General features: G+C 71.6%; 16 protein-coding genes and 2 pseudogenes. 6 read left to right on the top strand and 12 right to left on the bottom strand.

The features are described from left to right. Positions 1–58 precede the first annotated feature (58 nt). The gene (locus tag DIZ27_RS32685; RefSeq protein ID WP_109382029.1) at positions 59–508 is read left to right on the top strand and encodes a hypothetical protein; all 450 of its coding nucleotides are present in this window, start codon (positions 59–61) and stop codon (positions 506–508) included. 13 nt (positions 509–521) lie between these two features. Here DIZ27_RS32685 and DIZ27_RS32680 read toward each other — a convergent pair whose 3' ends face one another. The 3 genes from DIZ27_RS32680 to DIZ27_RS32670 form a co-directional block, all read right to left on the bottom strand. Then, a complete protein-coding gene (locus tag DIZ27_RS32680; RefSeq protein ID WP_109382028.1) occupies positions 522–2015 on the bottom strand; it encodes an SDR family NAD(P)-dependent oxidoreductase in 1494 nt (497 codons plus the stop codon). 111 nt (positions 2016–2126) lie between these two features. After that, a complete protein-coding gene (locus tag DIZ27_RS32675; protein WP_109382027.1) occupies positions 2127–3533 on the bottom strand; it encodes a wax ester/triacylglycerol synthase family O-acyltransferase in 1407 nt (468 codons plus the stop codon). 302 nt (positions 3534–3835) lie between these two features. Continuing rightward, positions 3836–6463 carry a PA14 domain-containing protein gene (locus DIZ27_RS32670; RefSeq protein WP_109382026.1) on the bottom strand — a complete coding sequence of 876 codons (2628 nt, stop codon included), beginning with the start codon at positions 6461–6463 and terminating at the stop codon, positions 3836–3838. Between the two features lie 425 nt (positions 6464–6888). Between DIZ27_RS32670 and DIZ27_RS32665 the strand changes: the two genes are divergently transcribed. Further along, the gene (locus DIZ27_RS32665; RefSeq protein ID WP_181383793.1) at positions 6889–8004 is read left to right on the top strand and encodes a DMT family transporter; all 1116 of its coding nucleotides are present in this window, start codon (positions 6889–6891) and stop codon (positions 8002–8004) included. Here DIZ27_RS32665 and DIZ27_RS32660 read toward each other — a convergent pair. Further along, positions 7994–9235 (bottom strand): transglycosylase family protein, encoded by a 1242-nt coding sequence (locus tag DIZ27_RS32660; protein WP_109382024.1) that lies wholly within the window; start codon positions 9233–9235, stop codon positions 7994–7996. The two genes, DIZ27_RS32665 and DIZ27_RS32660, sit on opposite strands and share 11 nt — an antisense overlap. 418 nt (positions 9236–9653) lie before the next feature. Between DIZ27_RS32660 and gndA the strand changes: the two genes are divergently transcribed. Then, positions 9654–11093, top strand: a complete 1440-nt coding sequence (gene gndA / locus DIZ27_RS32655; RefSeq protein ID WP_109382023.1) for an NADP-dependent phosphogluconate dehydrogenase — start codon at positions 9654–9656, stop codon at positions 11091–11093. A gap of 527 nt (positions 11094–11620) precedes the next feature. Here the strand turns inward: gndA and DIZ27_RS32645 are convergent. The 5 genes and pseudogenes from DIZ27_RS32645 to DIZ27_RS32625 form a co-directional block, all read right to left on the bottom strand. Further along, positions 11621–12259, bottom strand: coding sequence for an aspartate/glutamate racemase family protein (locus DIZ27_RS32645; protein ID WP_109382045.1), 639 nt, complete (start codon positions 12257–12259; stop codon positions 11621–11623). Positions 12260–12276: 17 nt separating this feature from the next. Further along, positions 12277–12624 carry a GNAT family N-acetyltransferase gene (locus DIZ27_RS32640; RefSeq protein ID WP_109382022.1) on the bottom strand — a complete coding sequence of 116 codons (348 nt, stop codon included), beginning with the start codon at positions 12622–12624 and terminating at the stop codon, positions 12277–12279. Positions 12625–12669: 45 nt separating this feature from the next. Continuing rightward, on the bottom strand, positions 12670–13089 hold the full coding sequence (panD, locus tag DIZ27_RS32635; RefSeq protein ID WP_109382021.1) for an aspartate 1-decarboxylase: 420 nt from the start codon (positions 13087–13089) through the stop codon (positions 12670–12672). A 725-nt stretch (positions 13090–13814) separates the two neighbouring features. Next, a pseudogene (locus tag DIZ27_RS32630) lies at positions 13815–15057 on the bottom strand (IS1380 family transposase); the annotation flags it as partial. A gap of 217 nt (positions 15058–15274) precedes the next feature. Further along, positions 15275–15484, bottom strand: coding sequence for a hypothetical protein (locus tag DIZ27_RS32625; protein ID WP_109382020.1), 210 nt, complete (start codon positions 15482–15484; stop codon positions 15275–15277). Between the two features lie 136 nt (positions 15485–15620). Here DIZ27_RS32625 and DIZ27_RS32620 point away from each other — a divergent pair, with 136 nt between their 5' ends. After that, on the top strand, positions 15621–16760 hold the full coding sequence (locus DIZ27_RS32620; RefSeq protein ID WP_109382019.1) for a sensor histidine kinase: 1140 nt from the start codon (positions 15621–15623) through the stop codon (positions 16758–16760). Between the two features lie 10 nt (positions 16761–16770). Next, on the top strand, positions 16771–17469 hold the full coding sequence (locus DIZ27_RS32615) for a response regulator transcription factor (RefSeq protein ID WP_109382044.1): 699 nt from the start codon (positions 16771–16773) through the stop codon (positions 17467–17469). A 95-nt stretch (positions 17470–17564) separates the two neighbouring features. On the opposite strand, the pseudogene DIZ27_RS32610 reads toward DIZ27_RS32615, so the two are convergent. Next, positions 17565–18323: pseudogene (locus tag DIZ27_RS32610) on the bottom strand (Tn3 family transposase); the annotation flags it as partial. Between the two features lie 149 nt (positions 18324–18472). Here DIZ27_RS32610 and DIZ27_RS32605 point away from each other — a divergent pair. After that, complete coding sequence (locus tag DIZ27_RS32605) at positions 18473–18946, top strand: hypothetical protein (protein WP_109382018.1); 474 nt, start codon at positions 18473–18475, stop codon at positions 18944–18946. Between the two features lie 16 nt (positions 18947–18962). On the opposite strand, the gene DIZ27_RS32600 is transcribed toward DIZ27_RS32605, so the two are convergent. Together DIZ27_RS32600 and DIZ27_RS32590 are read right to left on the bottom strand one after the other, a co-directional pair. Next, entirely contained in the window at positions 18963–19157 is a 195-nt protein-coding gene (locus tag DIZ27_RS32600) for a hypothetical protein (RefSeq protein WP_109382017.1), read from the bottom strand. Between the two features lie 1065 nt (positions 19158–20222). Next, positions 20223–21215: a helix-turn-helix transcriptional regulator gene (locus DIZ27_RS32590; protein ID WP_109382015.1), complete on the bottom strand. Its 993-nt coding sequence runs from the start codon at positions 21213–21215 to the stop codon at positions 20223–20225. Positions 21216–21390: the final 175 nt, after the last annotated feature.

Below are 21390 nucleotides of genomic sequence, written 5' to 3'. Positions count from 1 at the left end.
AAGCTCGCCATGCTGTGCTGCCGTACGGCAAACGGCTGTCTTCCAGGAGGACCGGCGCATGGAGCTGCGCAGTGTCGAGGAGCTGATGGACCTGCTGTACGCCTGCCGGGGCGCCCGGGACGCCCCGGGCCCCGGCGGCGCCCAGGTCGACACGTATGACCACGCCCTGCGGACCGCCGCGCTGCTGCGCCGGGGCCACCCCGCCGACAAGGAGCTTCAGGTGGCGGGCCTGGTGCGGCCGGTCGGGCGGCTGCTGCATCCGGGGGAGCCGGGCACCCGGGCGGACCGGGCTGCGGACGCGGTGCGCGCGCTGCTCGGCGAGCGGGTCGCCGGTCTGGTCCGCCGTCGGCCCCGACCCGGCCTTCCGGCGGAGGACGACCTCCTCGCCCTGCGCGCGGCGGACGAGGAGGCCCGCACCGCCTGTTTCGACGCCGGGGTCCTGGAGGACTGGCGCACCGTGCTGGAACTGCTGGCGGCGCGCAACTCCCGGCTGGGAGCGATGGACTGACGGCGCCTCGGCGTCACCACCTGCCGGGTGCGTAGTCCTTGAGGAAGACGCCGTACAGGTCCTCGCCCGCCTCACCGCGCACGATGGGGTCGTAGACGCGGGCCGCGCCGTCCACCAGGTCCAGGGGGGCGTGGAAGCCGGCGTCGGCGAGGCGGATCTTGTCCGGGTGGGGGCGCTCGTCGGTGATCCAGCCGGTGTCGACGGCCGTCATCAGGATGCGGTCGCTGTCGAACATCTCCTGGGCGCTGGTGCGCGTGAGCATGTTCAGGGCCGCCTTGGCCATGTTGGTGTGCGGGTGGCCCGCGCCCTTGTAGCCGCGGTCGAAGACACCCTCCATGGCGGATACGTTCACGATGTACGTCCGCTTCGCCGACGCGGCCGCCATCGCCGGGCGCAGCCTGCTGATGAGCAGGAACGGCGCCGTCGAGTTGCAGAGCTGGACCTCGAGCAGCTCGACCGGTGAGACCTCCTCGACCGTCTGCACCCAGCTGTTGGTGTCGTGCAGGTCCGGGACCAGGCCACCGGCGTCGATCGCGGTGCCCGCCGCGATGCGGTCCAGGGAGGCCGAGCCGGAGACCAGGGCCAGGCCCGTGACGTCCTGCGCGGTGAGCGCGCCGGAGCCCGCAACGGGCAGCTCGGCCACCGCACCGGAGCCGAAGCCCCCGATCACCTCGGCGGCGGGCAGTTCACCGGCGGGCAGCGGCGCGGACTCGGCGGCGACCAGTTCGCTGTAGGCCTGCGGGGAGCGCCGTACGGTCTGCGCGGCGTTGTTGATCAGGATGTCCAGCGGGCCGGCGGCGGCCACCGAGTCGGCCAGCGCGACGACCTGGGCCGGATCCCGCAGGTCGATGCCGACGATCTTCAGCCGGTCGATCCACTCGTCGCTGTCGGGCTGGGCCTTGAAGCGGCGGATGGCGTCGTTCGGGAAGCGGGTCGTGATCGTGGTGTGGGCACCGTCACGCAGGAGCCGCAGCGCGATGTACATGCCGATCTTGGCCCGGCCGCCGGTGAGCAGCGCGCGCTTGCCGGTGAGGTCGGTCCGGGCGTCGCGCCGGGCCCGGTTCTCGGCGGCGCACTTCTGGCAGAGCTGGTGGTAGAAGTAGTCGACCTCGACGTACCGCTGCTTGCAGATGTAGCAGGAGCGGGGGCGCTGGAGTATCCCCGCGATCTGGCCCTCCTCGGTACGGGACGAGGGCAGGATGCCTTCCGTCTCGTCGTCGATGCGCTCGGCGGACCCGGTGGCGGTGGCCTCGGTGACCGCCTTGTCGTGGGCCGTCTTGGCGGCCCGGCGCTCCTGGCGACGGCGCTGCTTGACCGTGCGGTAGATGTGCGAGGTGGCGCGGCGGACCCTGATCGCGTCCGGGTGGTCGACGTCCAGTGTGTCGAGTTCCGCGAGCACGTCGAGGCACACGGCCAGCCGCTCCGGGTCGATGCCGGGCCCGTGTGCCACGGCGTCCCCGTGTGCCACCGCGTCCGTGGCCCGGAGGCCGTCCTCTGTCACCGTCATCGCCGTCGCCGTTCCTGGTCTGCCGTGGCGGCGCTCCGGTCGCGCCCGCTGTCGAACGGGAGATTTTACGGAGCGCCGGGCCGCAGCACCAAACCCGCGGCGGGCGACGGGTCAGGGATCACACGCGGAGATGAGCGTCGCCACCTCCTCGGACACGGCCCCGGCGAGCCGGTCGAGGTCGGGGACGGCGGCTCCGTCGGCGACCAGCCCGTAGTGGACGCGGCCGCGGTAGGTGGAGACGGCGACCGCGAGGGAGTGACCGGGGGCGAGCGGCGCGAGGGGGAAGACCGCGCCGAGCGGGTCGCCGCCGAGCCGCAGGCCGAAGCCGGGCAGCGGCACGCTGGTGACCAGGACGTCGAACCAGAGCCGGGCCGCCTGGCCGACCAGGGGGCCGCCGAGCCGGTGGCCGAGCGGTGGCACGTGGTCGGCGAGCAGGGCGACGGCGCCCGCGCCCCGGTTCGGGCCCGCGTCCTTGTTGCGGTCCATGGCGGTGCGCACCAGGGCGAGACGGGCGAGCGGTTCCGCCTCGTCGACCGGCAGGCGGATCAGGTAGCCGGAGAGCCGGTTGCCCTGGGGGTGCGCGGTGCGCGGGCGGCGACGGGAGACGGGGACGAGGGCGCGCGGGGCGACGCCCTCGCTGCCGGCGCCGCGCTCGTCGAGCCAGCGGCGCAGGGCGCCGGCGACGACCGCGATCAGCACGTCGTTGACGGTGCCGCCGACGCTCTTGCGGATCCGGTGCACGTCGTCGAGGTCGAGGACCGCTCCGGCGGTGCGGCGGGTGCCGCTGGGCTCGCAGGCGAGCGCGGGCGACGAGCGCACGTCGAGGGTGGAGCGGGCCACCGAGGCGCCGATGTCCAGGGCCCGGCCCGCGTCGGACAGGAGGCCGCGGACGAGGGCGGGCACCTCGCGCACGTCCGGGAGCAGTCCGCGCGCCGGCTCGGCCGGGCGGGGCCGCGGGGTGGGCAGGTCCATCGGATCCATCAGGGCCGCGGCGAGGGTGAGGGCCCGCAGCCCGTCGGCGAGGGCGTGGTGGAACTTGAACAGTACGGCGAAGGAGACACCGTCCTCCCCCGGCAGCACATGGGCCTCCCAGGGCGGCCGGGCGCGCTCCAGGGGCCGCTCCATGAGCCGGCCCGCGACCGAGTGGAAGTCGGCGGTCGGAGCGTGCAGCCTGACGTGGTTCTGGGGATCGAAGCCGGGGTCGGTCTTCCGCTCGGCGCCACCGAAAGCGAGCGGATGGCGCAGGGCGGAGGCGAGCGGATGGCGCAGGGCGGAGGCGACGGGGCGGTGCAGAGCCGGGAGCAGCGGGCGCGAGGACAGCGGTTGCCACACATCGCGGATGCGCATCCGCAGTCCGGGCACGGCGGCGGCACGGGAGGCGAGCAGATCCGCCGCGTGGGCGCCGGCGGTGGGCGAACCGGCCGAGAAGACCCCGAGGGCCGCGAGGTGCATGGGGTGATCGGCGGACTCGATGTTCCAGAACGCCAGGTCGAGAGGAGCGAGCGGGTCTGCGTTCAAGGAGTGCCTCGCATGACGACGGGATGGACCAGCAGTACACCGTCCCCGACTGATTACGGTCAAGTACGATCCCACCACACACAGTTAACATCAGATTACGCCTCCGCCCCTTCCGTCGGTACGGCGAAAGGGGCGGGTCCCATGGGGCGGACGGGGTCACGGCCGTGCGGTCGAAACCTCCTGAAATCGCGTCAGAAATGGTGCCTGAAGCGGCATTCGGGACGGCACCCGGGGGAAGACCCGGGGTGGCACCCTGGGTGACGAACGCCACCCGGACGGGCGCGGGCCGCCGGAGGAAGCGCTCATCGCGCGGCGCCCTCGGCCGGGCACCCCGCGGGCCGCGCCCGGGACGCGTCCCGGATCAGGGCGTCATGGCCGGCCCTCACCCGGGCGACGTCCGGCTTCAGCACGCGTCGGTCGTAGGTGAGCAGGCCGTTCAGTTCGCCCTCCACGTCCGAGATCTGCGTGTACACGGCGCCGTTGCTGCCCCGGCAGACCAGGGCCCGCACCTCGTCGAGCTTGGTGAGGTAGTCGTCGGTGTAGGTCTCCGGATCGACGTCGACGTACGACTGTTGCACCGACCAGGCGTGACCGGGCACCGCCAGGCCGAGGCCGCCGTACTCGCCGGTGACCAGGGCGCGCCGCCCGTCCGGGCGGGGCGGGAGCGCCGGACTGGGATAGCCGTGCTCGTCCATGATGTCGCCGGCGTTGCCGTCGGCGCCGAGGTTGAGCCCCGACTGGTTGTTGACCAGGCGCGACGGGTCCCAGGCCTTGGCCTGCTCGGCGATGCGGCCGACGTCGTACTGGCCCCAGCCCTCGTTGAAGGTGACCCACATGACGATCGACGGGCTGCTGATGTGCTCGTCGATCATCTGCTGCATCTCGCGCTCGTAGCGGGCGCGGGCGGAGTCACCGGGGTTCACCCCGGCCCTCATGGACGGCATGTCCTGCCACACCATCAGCCCCAGCCGGTCGGCCCAGTGGAACCATCGGTCCGGCTCGACCTTGATGTGCTTGCGCACCGAGTTGAACCCGAGCTCCTTGTGCACGCGCAGGTCGTACGCGAGAGCCTCGTCGGTGGGCGCGGTGTGCAGGCCGTCCGGCCAGAAGCCCTGGCCGAGGGTGGCCATCAGGAAGACGGGTTCGCCGTTGAGGACCGTGCGCGGCACCCCGTCGACCTCCTCGACGGCGATGGAGCGCATCCCGAAGTAGCTGTCGACGCGGTCGGCGCCGACGGTCACCTCCAGGTCGTACAGGAACGGGTCGTCCGGCGACCACAGGCGCGGGTTCTCGATCTTCAGGGTCAGCGGCTTCCCGGTGCGACCGGTCGCCGTGGCGACCCTGCGCCGTCCGTCGTACGCGGTCGCCTTGACCGGCACGCCGTCGCGGACGCCCTTCGCCTCCACGGTGAGCCGCTCGCCGGGCACGTCCGGGATCAGCTTGAGGGAGTCGACGTGGTCCCGGGCGACCGGCTCCATCCAGACCGTCTGCCAGATGCCCGAACTGGGCGTGTACCAGATGCCGCTGGGGTCGAGACGCTGCTTGCCGAGCGGCGGGTTCTCGCCGTTCGCGGCGTCGGTGGGGTCGTACACGCCGACGATGAGCTCCTGGGTGCGGCCGGGCTTCAGCGCGTCGGTGATGTCGGCGCTGAACTTGTCGTACCCGCCCTCGTGGGCGGCGACCTTCGTGCCGTTGACGTACACCTCGGACCGCCAGTCGACGGCGCCGAAGTTCAGCCGCAGTCGCTTGCCGGAGCCGATGCGCCAGTCCCGGGGGACGGTGAAGGTACGGCGGTACCACATGCGGTCCTCGTGCCGCTGGACGCCGGAGAGCTGGGACTCCACCGGGTACGGGACGAGGATGCGCTCCTTGAGGGTCTTCCCGACGGGCGGCCGCTCCCCCTCCTCGGCGGCGGCGAACTGCCACTGCCCGTTGAGGTTGCGCCACTGCTCCCGGGTGAGCTGGGGGCGCGGGTACTCGGGGAGGGCGTTGTCCGGGCCCACCTCGTCGGCCCACTCGGTGCTCAGTTCGTGGGTGGAGCGGTTGGGCCCGCTGCTCATGAACGCGTCCACGGGGTCGCCGCCCGTGGTGGCCAGTCCGCCCCGGCCGTCGTAACGGACGTCGGCGGTGCCGCGGGCGGTGCCCGTCTTGTTGCCGACGACTGGCTCGGCGAGCGTGATGAGCAGGGCCTTGGGGTCGGCCGGGTCCGGCCCGGCCTTCGTCAGTGGCCACTTCGCACCGCCGATGACCGCGCTGACGTGCTCGGTGAGACCGGCCGGGGGTGCGGCGAGCGGACGCGGGAAGTCGAGCTTCAGGGTGCGCCCGGAGCCGAGGACGGTGGCCGCGAGGGCCCCGTCGTAGTCGAAGCCGTCCGGCAGGCGGAACGCCGACTGCGGTACGGGTTTCTTGGTGCCGCCGGGCTCGGTCCAGCGCAGGTGGAGGTTGGAGCCGCCGTAGTGCTCGAAGTACTCGACCTTGATGTCGTGGGCCTTGCCGGCGGTCAGCTCGATCGGCCCGGCGGTCTGTTCGCGGTCCCAGTCGTCGACCCAGTGGTCGATGGCGAGCCGACCGTCGATCCACAGCCGGAAGCCGTTGTCGCCGATGATCGAGAAGGTGTGCGCGCCGGTCTTCTCCGGCACGATCTTCCCGGTCCAGCGGACGCTGACGTGGTCCGCCCGGCCCGTGGTGAAGTTCAGCCGCGGCTCCAGGTTGTCGAAGTCGAGGTGCGGATCGAAGGCGGTGGCCTTGAGCTCGTGGAAGTCGAAGGCGCCGGGGGCGGAGTGCGTGTAGTACTCGCCCTTCAGTCCGTGGATGTCCACCGGATCGCCCTCGGCTGCGGTCGCGGCCTGGCCGGTCGCGGTGAGCCCCGCGAGCCCCAGCGCGGCGGCCAGGAACAGCGCGAAACGGTTTCTGAGTCGTCTGATGCGCACGGATCCTCCGTCTGTGAGGAAGGTGACGGCTCTCTGCTCGGTTCTCGGTTCTCGGTGTTCCGTTCTCGGTTGCGCGGTGCGTGTTCTGTTCTGTGCGTTGCGATCGCCTGTACAACGTTGTCATGAACAGTACTTTGCATAACAGCACGGATTCCGTCGTCCGTCCAGGGACATGACAAAGACCCGCCGGGGCCCAGGGGGCACGACGGCGTCATGCCCCCTAAGGGAAGCCGTCAGGGGACCTCCGCCGTGCGGTACCCACCCTGGGGATGACGGGGCCGTCCGCGTACTCCATCGGCAGTAGGACACATTGAGTGCTCAGGGACGACGACGGAAACAACGGGACACGGCATCGTGTTCGTCATGAAAGCCGACCGATCGCCGCGCCGGGTCGAGCGCCCCGGCCTCGCGCGGAGGAGCCGCCGATGAGCGCCCTCGCGTTGTCCGTGCTGCTGTCGTTCGTCTCCGCCGTGGCGTACGCGGGCGGAGCGATCGTGCAGGAGCGGGTCGCGGTGTCCTCGCCCGCTGAGCAGTACGCACCACTGCGCCGCCCGGGCTGGTGGGCGGCGGTCGCACTCAACGGCCTCGGCGGACTGCTGCACGTGGTGGCGCTCGCCTACGGCCCGCTGAGCCTCGTCCAGCCGCTGGGCGCGCTGACCATCGTGTTCGCACTGCCTATGGCCGCGCTGTTCGTCGGCCGCAGGGCGGGCGCGACGGCGTGGCGCGGCGCCCTCATGGCGACCGTCGGCCTCGCCGGTCTGCTGTCCCTGGTCGCCGCGTCCGAGGCCCAGTCCCTCGACGGCATCCAGCGGGTGGCGACGGCGTCGGTCACGGCCGTGGCTGTCGTCGCCCTGATGACGGCGGCCCGGACCGTGCGGCGGCATCCCGCCGTGCGCGGCATCCTCCTCGCCGTCGCCTCCGGTGTGGCCTTCGGCATGTCCTCCGTCTTCACGAAGGCCGTGGCCGTGGACTGGACCGACGACGTCTCGGTGGCGGACGTACCGTCCCTCGCGGTGATCGGCGTGTTCGCCACGGCCGGGCTGCTGCTGTCCCAGGCCTCCTACCGGGGCGCCGGCCTCGCGGCCCCGCTGGCCACTCTGACGGTGGTGAACCCGGTGGTGGCGGCCGTGGTCGGCATCACGATGTTCGGCGAGACCTTCCGCTACGGCGCGGCGGGCACGGCGCTCGCGCTGAGTTGCGGCGTGGTGGCGGCCGGCGGCCTGATCCTGCTGACGACGGAACGGCTGGCGCGCGAGCAGCACCAGCCGGAGCCGGCGGGCGCCGCGCGGTCCGTGCCGGCCACCGGGTCGCTGTCCGACGCCGCCGGGGAACTGCTGCTGGCCGAACTCGCACGGCCTGTACGGGTGCCGGTCCCGGCCCCCGTACGGGCCGCCGTGGGCGCCGCCCCGGAGGCCGGGCCCGCGGTCGCGGTCGCCGAGCCGGACCCGCCCCTGACGCTGGTCGCCTACGCGCCCTTCCACGGCGGCCCCTACGTACCGATACCCGTACAGGACCGGCACCGCACGCGGGTCAAATCCTGACGCCGCCCGCCCTCAGGTAGGCGAGCGGGTCGACGTCCGATCCGAAACCGGGCCCCGTCCGCACCTCGAAGTGCAGATGCGGGCCCGAGCTGTTGCCCGTCGAGCCGGAACGGCCGAGACGCTGGCCCGCGGCGACCGACTGGCCGCTGCGCACGGAGATCGCCGACAGGTGCGCGTACTGGCTGTAGCGGCCGTCGGCGTGCCGGACCACCACCTGGTAGCCGAACGAGCCCTCCCAGCCGGCGCTGACCACACTGCCCGCCGCGACCGACTTCACGGGCGTGCCGGTGGGCACGGGGAAGTCGACACCGGTGTGGTAGCCCTTCGACCAGGAGGAACCCGCCTTGTGGTACGGCGTGCCCAGCGGGGCACCGACGGGGGCCACACGGGTGACACCGGACTGGGTGGCGCGGTCGGCCCGTTCCTCGGTGCGCTGCGAGGACGCCTTCTTCTCGGCTGCCTTCTTCTCCGTGGTCCTCTTCTCTGCGGCCTTGCTCTTTGCGGCCTTCTTCTCGGACGACTTGGACGAGTTGGAGGACTTGAACGATTCGGTCTGCCCGGACTGCCCGGACGCCTTCCCGTCGGGCAGGGTGAGGCGCTGGCCGGGCAGGATCAGATCGGGGTCGGCGCCGATGGTCGCGCCGTTCGCCTCGTACAGCCCGCGCCAGCCGCCCCGGACCCGCTCCCCCGCCGCGATGCCGGACAGGGTGTCGCCGCGGACCACGGTGTACATCTCGGCGCGGCCCGCCCGGGACTGGGGCGTGTGCTGCGGCTTGACCTCCTCGACGGTGGAGCGACCGGCCCCCTTCCCGCCGGTCCGGTCGGTGGCCGGCCGGATGTCGGGGGTGTCGCCGCCCCGGGACAGCCCGGCCCGCTTCGAGCAGACCGGCCAGGCGCCGGGGCCCTGGCCGTCGAGCACCTTCTCGGCGATGGCGATCTGCTGGTCCTTGGTGGCCAGATCCGCGCGCGGCGCGTACCGGGTGCCGCCGAAGGCCTCCCAGGTGGACTGGGTGAACTGGAGCCCGCCGTAGTAGCCGTTGCCGGTGTTGATGTCCCAGTCGTCGCTGGACTCGCAGGCGGCGACCTTGTCCCAGGTGTCCACGTCGGCCGCCTGGGCCACGCCGGTGCCCAGCAAGGGCAGCGCCACCCCCGCCCCGCCCGCGGTGACGGTGAGTGAGGCGCGGTTGATTCTGTTCGGCTGATACCGGCGGTGCCGGCCGCGCACGGCCATGGAGTCCCCCTCGACAATGCGTCAGGAGGGGCAAAAGTAAGCGCTGCGAACTGACGGTGACAAGACGGCTATCGGCCGTGCGGATGCGCCAAGTGGCCGGTACTTTTCGCCCGTTGCGCCCCGGTTGCCGCCGTCGTGCGGCCCGCTCGCGCGGAGGCGCGGGCGTGCGCCGAACACGCGTGCGCGCGCCGGACGGGTCCGTACGGGTCCGGATGAGTACGGAGGGGGGTCCCGCCCGTATGTGGCTGCGGGGTGTCGTGGGACCCGCGCGTGCGGGCGGGGTAGCGGCACGTCAGGATGGTCGCGACGGTCAGAATGGTCGACGGCGGGGCCGACGGGCACCGACCGGCGGCGCAGAAGCCCGACAGCACCACCGACCCCCCGGCAGTACCGATACCAAGGTCACTAGGAGCCACCAATGAGCAGTTCAGCGCAGATCGGCGTCACGGGACTCGCGGTCATGGGCCGCAACCTCGCACGCAACTTCGCCCGCAACGGCTACACGGTCGCGGTGCACAACCGGACGTCGGCGCGCACGCGTGCGCTGGTGGAGGAGTTCGGGCACGAGGGCAGTTTCGTGGCGGCCGAGACGGCGAAGGAGTTCGTGGCGGCGCTGGAGCGTCCGCGGCGGCTGGTCGTCATGGTGAAGGCCGGTGAGCCGACGGACGCCGTGATCGAGGAGTTCGCCCCGCTGCTGGAGCCCGGTGACATGATCATCGACGGTGGCAACGCCCACTTCGCCGACACCCGCCGCCGGGAGAAGGCGCTGCGCGAGCAGGGCATCCACTTCGTCGGCATGGGCGTCTCCGGCGGCGAGGAGGGCGCGCTGCACGGGCCGAGCATCATGCCGGGCGGCCCGAAGGAGTCGTACGACTCGCTCGGCCCGATGCTGGAGAAGATCTCCGCCAAGGCTGCCGACGGCACGCCCTGCGTGACGCACGTGGGTCCGGACGGCGCCGGGCACTTCGTGAAGATGGTGCACAACGGCATCGAGTACGCCGACATGCAGCTGATCGGTGAGGCGTACCAGTTGCTGCGCGATGTCGCCGGGTACACGCCCGCGCAGATCGCGGACATCTTCCGCACCTGGAACACCGGCCGGCTGGACTCGTACCTGATCGAGATCACCGCCGAGGTGCTCTCCCACGTGGACGCCGCCACGGGCAAGCCGTTCGTCGACGTGGTGGTCGACCAGGCGGAGCAGAAGGGAACTGGACGCTGGACCGTGCAGATCGCGCTCGACCTGGGTGTGCCGGTGTCGGGCATCGCGGAGGCGGTGTTCGCGCGCTCGCTGTCCGGTCACGCGGCGCTGCGGGAGGCCTCGCGCGGGCTGGAGGGCCCGAAGGCCACGCCGCTCGACGAGGCGGAGGCGGCGGCGTTCGCGGACCGGGTGGAGCAGGCGCTGTACGCGTCGAAGATCGTGTCGTACACGCAGGGCTTCCACGAGATCGCCGCGGGCAGCGAGGAGTACGGCTGGGACATCGACCTCGGCGCGGTCTCCGCGATCTGGCGCGGCGGCTGCATCATCCGGGCGGCCTTCCTGGACCGCATCCGTGCCGCCTACGACGCCCGCGCCGACCTGCCGAGCCTGCTGTCCGACGAGACGTTCGCCCGGGAGATCGCCGACGCGCAGGACGACTGGCGCGAGGTGCTGATCGCCGCGACCCGCCAGGGCGTGCCGACCCCCGGCTTCGCCGCGGCCCTCGCCTACTACGACGCCCTGCGCGCGGAGCGCCTGCCGGCCGCGCTCACCCAGGGGCAGCGCGACTACTTCGGCGCGCACACCTACCGGCGTACGGACCGCGAGGGGTCGTTCCACACGCTGTGGGGCGGCGACCGCTCGGAGGTCTCGGCGTAAGCGGAGGACAGGTGACGGGTGCCCGCCGACGTGGTCGGCGGGCACCCGCGTGTTGTGCCGGCCGTCAGGTGAGCGGCGGGCCCGGCTCCGGGTTGGGGACGGGTTCGGGACCGGGCGGAATGGGCGAGGGTGACGGTCCGGGCGGCCCCGGCGGGGGTGGCGGCGGCCCGGGAACAGGCGGGGTCGGCCCCGGAGCGGGCGGCCCGGGAGGGGGCGGTACCGGAGCGGGTGGCGGGGGTGTCGGTCCCGGGCCGGGGGGCGGCTCGGGGGGCGGGACCGGCTCGGGGTGAGGCTGCGGAGGCGTGGGGTCCGGGCCCGGGGTGGGCCCCGGGGGGACAGGGCCCGGGGCGGGCCCGGGGGTGCCGGGGTCCGGGGTGGGGCTCGGTGGGACGGGGTCCGGGTGCGGTTGCGTCATGGCGGGTGTCCTCCGGCCAGTCGGTCGACGTCGGCTCTGGACTACTCCCCCGCCTACCCGACGGCCGCGTGCCCAGTCACTCCCCCGTATGACGGCGGGAGCCCAGGTGGCGCTACCGCACGCCGCACGCCGCCGCGCCCGCCGCGAGTCCGGGGCGGGGGCTGGACAGCACCGGGACGGCGCTCGCCGTGAGCCGCTCCGCCGGGGCCATCGAGGCCTGGGCGAGCACGATCACGTCGGCACCGGTGACCGCGTCGGCCGCGTCGGCGACCTGACGGACGTACGCCGCCGTGTCGCCCGCCTCGAAGCGGGCCCAGGCGTCCTCGACCAGCAGGGTGCGCACCTCGACCGGGCGGCCGGCCCGGCGGGCCTCCTCCTCGACCAGCGACACCGTCGGCCCGAGGGTGCCCTCGTAGGCGGCGAGGACGACGATCCGCGGCCCGGCGGCCACGGCGGCACGCGCCATCGGCCGGTCGACCCGCAGCACGGGAACACCGGCCTCGGCGGCCGCCTCCTCCACGACTCCGCCGATGGTCGAGCAGGTGCACAGCACCGCCCGGGCACCACCGGCGACGGCCTCCCGCACCCTCACCCGCACCTCGTCGACGACCGCCGCGAGGCCCTCCGCGCGGACCCGGTGCAGCAGCCCCTCGGCGACGAGGTGCCGCAGCTCCAGGCCCGGATGGGCGTCGTCGCGCAGGGCCTCGAAGACGGGGACGTGGACGGGCGAGGTGTGCAGAAGGGCCAGCACGGGGGCGTCCGGCGAGGTCAGAAGCGTCCGGGGTGCGCCGCCAGCCACGCCTTCGCCGCCCGAAGGAGTTCCAGGGAGGCCGCCGGGGCCTGGTCGGGGTGGCGTTCGGCCCACCTGACGACGTACGGGCAGAGCGGAGCGACCGCGATGCCCTCACGGGCGGCCGTGGCGTACAGCTCACGGGCCAGGGAGCCGGCGACGCCCTTGCCCTCGTGGGCGGGTTCCACGACGGTGTGGACCGGAACGACCGCGTGCTCGGGGGACTCGAGCACGAAGTACTCGATCCGTCCGACGACCTCGCCGTCGCCCGCCACCGCTTCCAGACGGCCCGCCGCCCGGTCGTCGCGGATCTCGATGTCGCTCATGGACGCATCACGCTCCTGACCTCTGCCTGCCACCGTCCGCGCCGGTCAGGCCGTGACGGCCTGCGGGCTGCGCTGCTGGTCCGACCCCGGCACCGGCTCGGACGGGTCGGCTCCCAGGGCGACGATGCGGTTGTCGCGGTCCACATGCACCACCCGGGGTTCCAGCGCCCGCGCCTCGGCGTCGGTCACCTGAGCGTAACTGATGATGATCACCAGGTCACCGGGGTGGACGAGATGCGCCGCGGCCCCGTTGATCCCGACGACACCCGAGCCCGGCTCCCCCTCGATGACGTACGTCTCCAGCCGGGCCCCGTTGGTGATGTCGACGATGTGCACGAGCTCACCGGGCAACAGATCGGCGGCGTCGAGCAGGTCGGCGTCGATCGTCACGGATCCCACGTAGTGCAGGTCGGCCTGGGTGACGGTGGCGCGATGGATCTTGGACTTGATCAAAGTTCGCAGCACTTTAGACTCCTGAAGGACGGCTCCCTGCCAGCTTTCTGCAGGTCAAGGGCGTTCTTCACTCTACACTGGCACGCGTCGGACTCGAAGATTGTGAGGAACATCGGTTCACTCTGGCGAGAAGGCTCCCTGCCTGCGTTTCCGCGCGAACCAGGCTGTTGTGACGCCGCCGACCAGGCGTCTGTTCGGACACCCGTCTCGGAATGTGCGGGGGCTGATGCTGATCGGATGCCGACTTGCCTGACGACACATCAGATACATGAGGGGCATCTCAGCACGCAGCGCGCGAGGTGCATGACCGCCCCCGATTGTCGGTCCTATGTCGTCGTTGAGGCGGGCGTCGAGAACCGCCTCAAGCACCCCACCCGTACGCGGCTTTCACCCAGATCGCAGGACGAGCTTCGCACCCTCAAGATGGTCTTGCCGTCCGGATCGACACCGACACCCTCCGAGAACGGGAGCCACTCTGGGATTCGGTCTGGCTCTACGTCGCGGTGCACCTCCGCTGAGCCCGACAGCCGTCGGTCACTGTTATGGGACGTCTCGCTACGCTCAGAGGGCGTTAACCTCGATCTTTCGCGAGGGTCCGCCGACGGAGTCGGTGGACCTCTTCGCTTTCCGGGACGGGTGGTGGGCAGGCCGGCGACCCGGCTGTCGCGTCGGGTGGGCGCCGGGTTCCACGGCCCGGGGCGGGTGAGGTTGTCGCCGGGACGGTGGAAAGCTGCCGGTCAGCCGGGGTCGGGCAGGAGCGCGAGCCGTTCGAGGGCGCCGGCGATCTCGCCGGTCCAGGGCCAGCGCCGGGCGAGGCGGAGAATCCTGCGTCGGCCGGTGGTGACGAGCTGGCCGGCCGCGGAGAACAGGCGGAACCGCAGGCGGCGGGGCTCCCACAGCCGGGCCTTGCCGGTCAGCGCGAGCATCGGCATCCTCCCCCAGACTCCGTCCGGGGGTGCCCCCAGCCAGCAGGTCGAGGGCGATCTGGACGATCTCGAGCCAGACCCTGTTCTGGGCTGCCCGATGGAGGGGCAGGTTGCGCAGGCCGGTGGCCCGGGCGGCCCGGATCCGGTCCTCGACGCGGGCCCGCAGCCGGTGACGGAGCTCGAGCTCGGCGATCGGCCGGCCGGGGGTGTTGGTCGCGAAGCACGTGATCCGCATGCCGTCCGCGTCCGTGATCCTCAACTGGGCTCCGGGATGCGGTCGTTCCTTGCGGACGATCAGCCGCATGCCTTTCGGCCAGCCGTCCAGCAGCCTGCCGGTGAGCTCGGCGACCCAGGCCCCGTCCCGGACCTCACCGTCGGCCTCGACGGCCGGCGTCCAGGCCGCGGCGGGGACCTTCAGCACGTGCTCGTGGATCGCCTCGGTGACCGTCATGCCGACCGAGTAGGACAGCCAGCGCCCGCGCTTCGCGAGCCAGGACACGAAGTCGTGGGTGCCGCCCGCGGAGTCCGTGCGGATCAGCGTCTGCCGCCCTTGCCGGTAGCGCTTGGGCAACTGGGCCAGGGCGAGTCGGACGGTGGTGATGTGGTCGGCTGCCGTGTTGGAGCCCGCGTTCCCCGGTCTCAGGAGGGCGGCGACGGGCTCGCCGGTTCCGCCCGGGCCGTGGTCGACGAAGGCCGTCAGCGGATGGTGGCCGTAGGTCTTCTTCCAGGTCGCGGCCGCGTCCTGCTTGTCGGAGTGGGTGATCACGAGGACGCCGTCGAGATCGATGACGACCTGCCCGCCGGTGTCCGGGGCGTTCTCGCCGGCCAATGACCAGACCCGGTTGCGGACTTCGGAGCGTGCGGACCGGATGGCTTGCAGGGCTTTCTCGCCGGAGGCGGCGAGGGTGTCGATCAGACGGGAGATGGTCGGGTCGGAGGCGACCGGGCCGAAGACGGCCGGCTCACACCGCAGCATCGCGACGTCCGCGAGGCAGTCCCCGCCCAGTGCGACCGCCAGGGCGACGTCCAGGAGGGCCTTCCCGGGATCATGGACGACCCCGGCAGGGCCCTCCTCGACCTCGCACAACATGCGGGTTTCGAGAGAGCTTTTGCGAGCGGCGACCTGCGGGAACGCAGTCCGCGCGGGGCGTCTCGCAGAACTCTCGCAACTGGTCATTCATGAGAATCAGTACCGCCCTGGCTGACTGACCCGCCGAGCGTGTGCCGTGCCGGGGCGATCAAGAAGTCGGAGGCGGCGGCCCTCTGAGCGGTCACTGCTCCTTCGGGGCCTTTTGCACGGCGGTGCCCACGGCGATGCCCAGGATGATGAGCGCGATGCTGATGTAGATCTCGTAGCCGTCGACGTACAGGTGCTTCATGAAGCCCATGAGCGGGATCCACTTGCCGAAGGCCTCGTGAACGATGCCCTGCAAGCCGCCGAAGATGAACGTGAAGCTGATGAAACCGAGAATGCCCTTCATGACCTCAACAGTAGAAACCCCAGGTCAGGACAGTATCGGGTATTGGTATACGGAGGCGGCAGGCTTGTAGTCCGAAAGTATCGACCCGCGGCACGCAGGAGCCGGACGGCTGCGCTGCAGGCATAGATTCGGCAGCATGCGCAGCCGCCGCGACTGGGTCGTCGACATCGCCTTCTTCCTCTTCGCCGTGATCTTCTCCGTGGTCACGGCGGACTCGGTGCACTTGGATGAGAGCATGTCCGGTGGCGAGCAGATCGCCGATCAGGTGGCCGGCGGGCTGGCCTGCGCATTGGTGTTCCTGCGGCGGCGGTGGCCGGTGCACCTGGCCGTGGCGCTGATGCTGGCCGGAACCTATTTCCACCATCTCACCGGAGCCATGCTGGTCGCGTTGTTCACGGTTGCAGTGCATCGGAAGCGGCGGGTCACCTCCTGTGTGGCGGCGGTCGTGCTGGTGCAGTTCCTGCTGTTCCTGGCCCAGGGGCCGGATGCGGAGTCCGAGGCAGCCGGCTCTGCCCTCACCTACTTCGCGCTGGTGGCGGGCGCTATCGGCTGGGGGCTGTACGTCCGCTACCGGCGGGCGCTGATCGCGTCACTGGAGGAACGCACGGCTCAGGCGGCCGAAGAGGCACGGCGGCAGGCACGGGAGGAGATAGCCCGGGAGATGCACGACGTCCTTGCCCATCGGCTGTCGCTGCTCAGCGTGCATGCCGGGGCACTGGAGTTCAACCCGAGCGCCCCCGCGTCAGACATCCAGCGTGCGGCCGAGGTGATCCGCGACAGCGCGCACCAGGCGCTGCAGGACCTGCGCGAGGTGATCGGCGTCCTGCGGGCGCCAACGGCGGGCCGGGACGGCGCCGAAGGGCGACCGCAACCAACGCTGGCGGACGTGGAGCGGCTGGTGGCGGAGTCCCACGAGGCCGGGATAGGCGTCACATACCACCAGGAGGCCAAGAATGCGGACACGCTCCCCGCCGTCATCGGCCGCACCGCGTACCGCATCGTGCAGGAGGGCCTGACAAACGTTCGCAAGCACGCGGCCGACACTGAGATCACGGTCACTGTGTCAGGCCGACCAGGAGAGGGACTTACGGTGGTTGTGGCGAACCCGCTCCCGGGCAGCCCAGGAACAGCGATCCCGGGTGCCGGGCAAGGCCTGATCGGGCTCGGAGAACGCGCCGAGCTGGCGGGCGGGCGGCTGGAGCACGGACCTCGGGACGGCTCGTTTGTGCTGCGCGCCTGGCTGCCCTGGGACGGCGCCAAGGCCGTGGACCGCTAACGTGCCCGTCATGATCCGAGTACTTCTCGTCGACGACGATCCGCTGGTGCGCTCCGGACTGCGGCTGATGCTGAGCGGCGCACCGGACGTGGAGGTGGTCGCCGAAGCCACAGACGGGGCTGAAGTGGCGGCGCTGGTGGCCGAGCACTCCCCCGACATCGTGCTCATGGACATCCGGATGCCTGGCATGGACGGCCTCACCGCTACCGAGGCGTTGCGCGCCCGCCCTTCCCCAAGCTCTCCGAGAATCTCCACACAGAGGATGTCCCATCCGCCCGAGGTACTGGTACTGACCACGTTCAACACCGACGAGCACGTGCTGCGCGCCTTGCGCGCGGGCGCCGCCGGCTTCGTCCTGAAGGACACCCCACCCCAGGAGATCGTGGCGGCGGTGCGGAAGGTGGTGGCAGGCGAGCCGGTGCTCTCGCCTGCGGTGACGCAGCAGCTGATCGCACAGGTGTCGGAGGGAATGGGCGGGCGCGAGACCCGGGCCGAGCGAGCGCGGGCGCAACTGGCGTTGCTCGGCGACCGGGAGCGGGAAGTGGCAGTCGCGGTGGGGCAGGGCAAGACCAACGCGGAAATTGCGGCAGTGCTCTACATGTCGGTACCGACCGTCAAGACGCATGTCTCGCGCATTCTGGCCAAGCTGGACCTCAACAACCGCGTGCAGATTGCCCTCATGGTGTACGACGCGGGCGCGGCACTCTGAGCACGGCTCAGGGCAGCAGCCCGCGCCGGCCGTGATGCGGCTTGCGAAGGCGGTAGCCCGCAAGCTGATCAGCGCCTTGGCCGACTCCTGACCGATCAGTCCAGGGCGCCGTCGCCCTCGTCCAGCTCGGGCGCATCCGGGTCGCGCAGCGGGCGCAGGCCCTGGCCGGGGCCGCTGGCCTTGATGTTGAACAGGTAGCGGCCCAGGAAGTTGATCTGCCGGTCCTTGAGCGGGGAGAGCCGGGCGACATCCTCGTCCTCGATGTCGTGGCCCTCGGCGCGGAGCCGAGTCACGGCGGCGTCCGGATAGCGGGGGTTCCACAGGACCAGGGCGTTGAGGACCAGACCGAGGGCGGCGAGCTGGTCCTCCTGACCGTCGCGGTACGTCTGACGGATCCGACCCCGGCCGCCATGACAGATCGCGCGGGCGAGGCGGTGGCGGCATTCCTGCACGGCCAGCTGCCGGTTCATCAGACGGCGGTATGTGTCGTCGACGGGGTCGACCAGGGCGGGCAGGGCGGGCAGGGCGAGCAGGTGCATGGTCTTGTCGATGCGGCCGTACTCGGCAAACGCCTGCCCCAGCGGGGTGGGGTGGCCCTCGCGGCCGAACATCCGCAGCAGGTCGTAGGCGCGGACCTGGTTGGTGAGCGATCCGGCGCCCCGGAGCATGTCCGGCCAGTGCGTCTCGATGCGCTTCAGGTTGACCTTGTTGCGAGCGATGGCCTCCAGCGGCCCGTACCCGGCGGCCACCTCGCCGCCGGGGAGGTCGGCCCGCCAGAACCCCTGGCCCTCCAGGTCGCGGAAGCACGGGGCGAAGCGGAAGCCGAGCATCTTGCACGGGCCGAACGCCATGTCAAAGTTTATGTGGACAATTCAAGTTGATCTTCTTCGGGTGTGTCGTTCGGACCGCCGGCTGTGTCGGCGTCATCGGGAGGCGCTCGCGGCTGGGCGAGAAAAAGCAGACATAGAGTGGGACGCTCGACGAGTCGGCGAGGGCAGGAGCCGTGGAAATTACCGTCCAGTGGATACGGACGTCCTGGACGAAGCAGTCCCGGGGAGGAGAGGCTGCCACTCGCAGGAACGCGGCCCCGGCCGGCTTCACCGTTCCGCACGCGCCGCCTTCGGTCGCGCACGTGGTTCGCATGCATGAGCGTGACGGCTTCGCCCCCTATGACAGCCAGGAAGACCTGCGCAAGGTCGACGTCCAGCTCCGCGAAGCCGACGGCCGGTTGCGCGTCCTTCCCCGCGTGCAGCCCCTGTTCGCCATACCCCCTCGGCCGCGACGGCCTCCGGCCGTGCGTCTTGCCCCCGGTCAATGGGTCCGATGGCAGCTGAACTACCGCTTCAGCAGCGCACTGGGGATCCGAGGCTGGGCGTACTGGCTGGACACTTTCAACATCGCCTACGGTCCAGTGAGTGACGACGTGTTCTTGGCGACGCCCACTGCGTTCGTCGACGAGCGAGGGCCGCTCAGGTAGCACCACGGCGGCGTGATCAAGCACTGGACTCGTCGGCCTCCGCTGCGCCGTGGGCGGGTTGGCCGAGGTCGGCCAGGAGTCTGTCGATGCGTTCGCTGGTGCAGCGATGGCGTTCGGCCTCGCGGTCCCAGCCGCGTTCGGCCGCGTCGCGGGCGAGGGTCAGTTCAACTTCCCTTCGAGCGCGGAGCCACGGCGCGTACTCCGGCGTCATAACGAACTTCGCGCAGGTCAGGTAGAGGTCGCACTCGCAGGGGCCTTCGGCGGGGAGCCGGAGGCGGCGGCCGAGTTCGGTCTTGAAGAAGTTGGTCTTGAGGCAGTCGACCGACGCGTCCGGCAGCGTGCCGTTGCGCAGTTCGTCGGCGGCCGGACAGGCGGAGCCGCGGGGTGTCGTCGGGACAGCGGTCCAGGCAGTCCAGCGGAAGGCGCTGGATCTCGCTGCGGCGGGCTCCGGACCAGCGGGCGGCCAGCAGGGCGGCCCGTTGGAACGGGCAGGCGATCGCGTCGATGGCGGGCATCAGCCGGTCGAGGTCCTGCTCGGGGATGAACCGCGGCACCTTCTGCGGGTACTTCGGTGCGTCGCCGGCACCGATGAGGGTGTGGCCGGGCACGTCGTCGTACTGCCAAGAGCGCGGTGTCGCGGAAGAACTGCGACAGCCCGGAGATCCGCTGGATCCGCGACATGACGCCCAGCGGCTTGCCCGTCCTCTGCGTCGGCGCCTCGGCGATGTGGCTGATCCAGTCCAGGCAGTGCTCGCGAGTGACGTCGGCGAAGGTGGTGATGCCGGGGTGGTGCTCGCCGAGCCACTGCCCGAAAACCCGCACCGCGAGTTCCAGTTCGTCCACCGTCGAGGGCGCGTCGGTCAGCCTGCGGGCCGCAAGCCACTTCTCCGCGACGGCCAGCATTCGGGGCGGCGACGCCAGGGGCGGCTTCCGACGGCATCAGCTTGCGCGGCTGGGCGGCGACCTGGCCGCGATGAAAGAGCACCACCCCCAGCTGGTGCAGGTGCGTGATCCAGCACTTCGCCGGCCCCTCGCAGAGCTGCTCGGCCGATGGGTAGAAGGCCGCGAACTCCGGGGCTTGGGGAAGAGCCGGATCGCCTCCAGGATCTCGGCGACATGCTCGCCGCCGGGCCGTCTCGTCCCCTGGTGTCAGCGTCGGCCTGTTCGCCGCCGATGACGAACTCTCGAGGCCTGGTGACGATCGCGTGGGGGCCACAACGAACCGTTCTCCGCTGAAGCCGGGCGAAGCCGTCGCAGGGGGCTCCTGGGCACCTGGTCACAGCCAGCCGGAGCGCTGTGCCTGCAGGGCCATCTGGAAGCGGTTCGCGGCACCAAGACGGGCCATCAGGATCTGGAGGCGGCGGAACAGCGTACGGCGGCTGATGCCCAGTTCGCGGGCGATGACGTCGTCGGTCGCGCCGCCGGCGAGGAGACGCAGCAGGCGACGGTCGGCGGGTGGGAGGCCGGCGGGGCCGGTGGCGTGGCCGTGGATGGGGAGGGCGTTGTGCCATGCCTGCTCGAACAGGGCCACCAGGGCGGAGAGCAGGCCACACGGCTGCACCACCAGCATGGTGTTGTGCACGTCCGCTTCCTTGATCGACAATGACACCAGTGCGTACGCCTCATCGATGATCAAGAGCTTGACCGGCACCGACGGCAGCACCCTGGCCCGCTCGCCCGCCTCGATGCAGGGTTCGATGACGTCCTTCAGGTGGCCGGGGTGCTCCAGTGACTCCCTTGAGTAGACGACGCGTTGCGTCACCCCGCGGGCCAGCGTCGCCAGGGCGTCGTCGGTGGCGCCGGCCAGAGGGGCGTAGGGCGGGGACTCGAACTGCCGGATCTGCTCGCGGGCGCTGGCCCACGCATGGCGCATCCTCGGACCGATGGCTTCGCCGGTGACGACCTCGACGAGGTTGTCGTTGTACGCGGCGAGCCGCTGGCGCCGGAACGACTCGAACGCGCCGGTGACGGCGATGCGCGACTCCTCGAGCTCGGCCGCCCGGTGCCGGGCGAGGATTTCCAGGCCCGCGGCGGGCGGCACCGGGGCCGCCGTGTCCCCGTCCTCGGCTGCGGTACTGGCCAGACCGGCGTCGGCCAGTTCTCCGTACGCCGCGGCGAGATCGGTCCCGCCCAGCCCGGCCGCCGCGCCGATCGCGCTCAGCGGAGCGGGAGCCAGCTCCAGCAGGGCCAGGTAGACCCGGCACGCCGTGTGATCGAGCCCCAGCCGCCGGAGGGCCTCGCCGAGTTCCGTGTTCGCCACGGGACACATTATCGACGCATTCCGCCTGGACCCGTGGCCGATCTGTGCCACTGGCACTGTTCGGCCCCAGGGTCCGCCGCGAGGCGGTACCGTCCGGGAGCCGCCGCCAACCGGCGGCAGCGAGGGAGCCCGGAACCCCACCGGGCGGGGGCCCCTGCCCGGACGGTGTGCTTGCCGGCCCTCG

It is taken from the genome of Streptomyces sp. NWU339 (assembly GCF_003143855.1).
In the GTDB taxonomy this organism is placed as follows: Bacteria; Actinomycetota; Actinomycetes; order Streptomycetales; family Streptomycetaceae; genus Streptomyces.
Note: the sequence above shows the minus strand (reverse complement) of the source record. Positions and strands in the feature narration are given on the sequence as shown.

What these genes read in the sequence shown, in the direction of transcription:
- DIZ27_RS32625 (WP_109382020.1), bottom strand. Translation starts at nt 15,484, where the DNA reads ATGAAGGGCATTCTCGGTTTCATCAGCTTCACGTTCATCTTCGGCGGC.
- DIZ27_RS32600 (WP_109382017.1), bottom strand. Translation starts at nt 19,157, where the DNA reads ATGACGCCGGAGTACGCGCCGTGGCTCCGCGCTCGAAGGGAAGTTGAA.
- DIZ27_RS32620 (WP_109382019.1), top strand. Translation starts at nt 15,621, where the DNA reads ATGCGCAGCCGCCGCGACTGGGTCGTCGACATCGCCTTCTTCCTCTTC.
- DIZ27_RS32685 (WP_109382029.1), top strand. Translation starts at nt 59, where the DNA reads ATGGAGCTGCGCAGTGTCGAGGAGCTGATGGACCTGCTGTACGCCTGC.
- DIZ27_RS32680 (WP_109382028.1), bottom strand. Translation starts at nt 2,015, where the DNA reads ATGACGGTGACAGAGGACGGCCTCCGGGCCACGGACGCGGTGGCACAC.
- DIZ27_RS32615 (WP_109382044.1), top strand. Translation starts at nt 16,771, where the DNA reads ATGATCCGAGTACTTCTCGTCGACGACGATCCGCTGGTGCGCTCCGGA.
- DIZ27_RS32665 (WP_181383793.1), top strand. Translation starts at nt 6,889, where the DNA reads ATGAGCGCCCTCGCGTTGTCCGTGCTGCTGTCGTTCGTCTCCGCCGTG.
- DIZ27_RS32590 (WP_109382015.1), bottom strand. Translation starts at nt 21,215, where the DNA reads ATGTGTCCCGTGGCGAACACGGAACTCGGCGAGGCCCTCCGGCGGCTG.
- gndA (WP_109382023.1), top strand. Translation starts at nt 9,654, where the DNA reads ATGAGCAGTTCAGCGCAGATCGGCGTCACGGGACTCGCGGTCATGGGC.
- DIZ27_RS32660 (WP_109382024.1), bottom strand. Translation starts at nt 9,235, where the DNA reads ATGGCCGTGCGCGGCCGGCACCGCCGGTATCAGCCGAACAGAATCAAC.
- DIZ27_RS32640 (WP_109382022.1), bottom strand. Translation starts at nt 12,624, where the DNA reads ATGAGCGACATCGAGATCCGCGACGACCGGGCGGCGGGCCGTCTGGAA.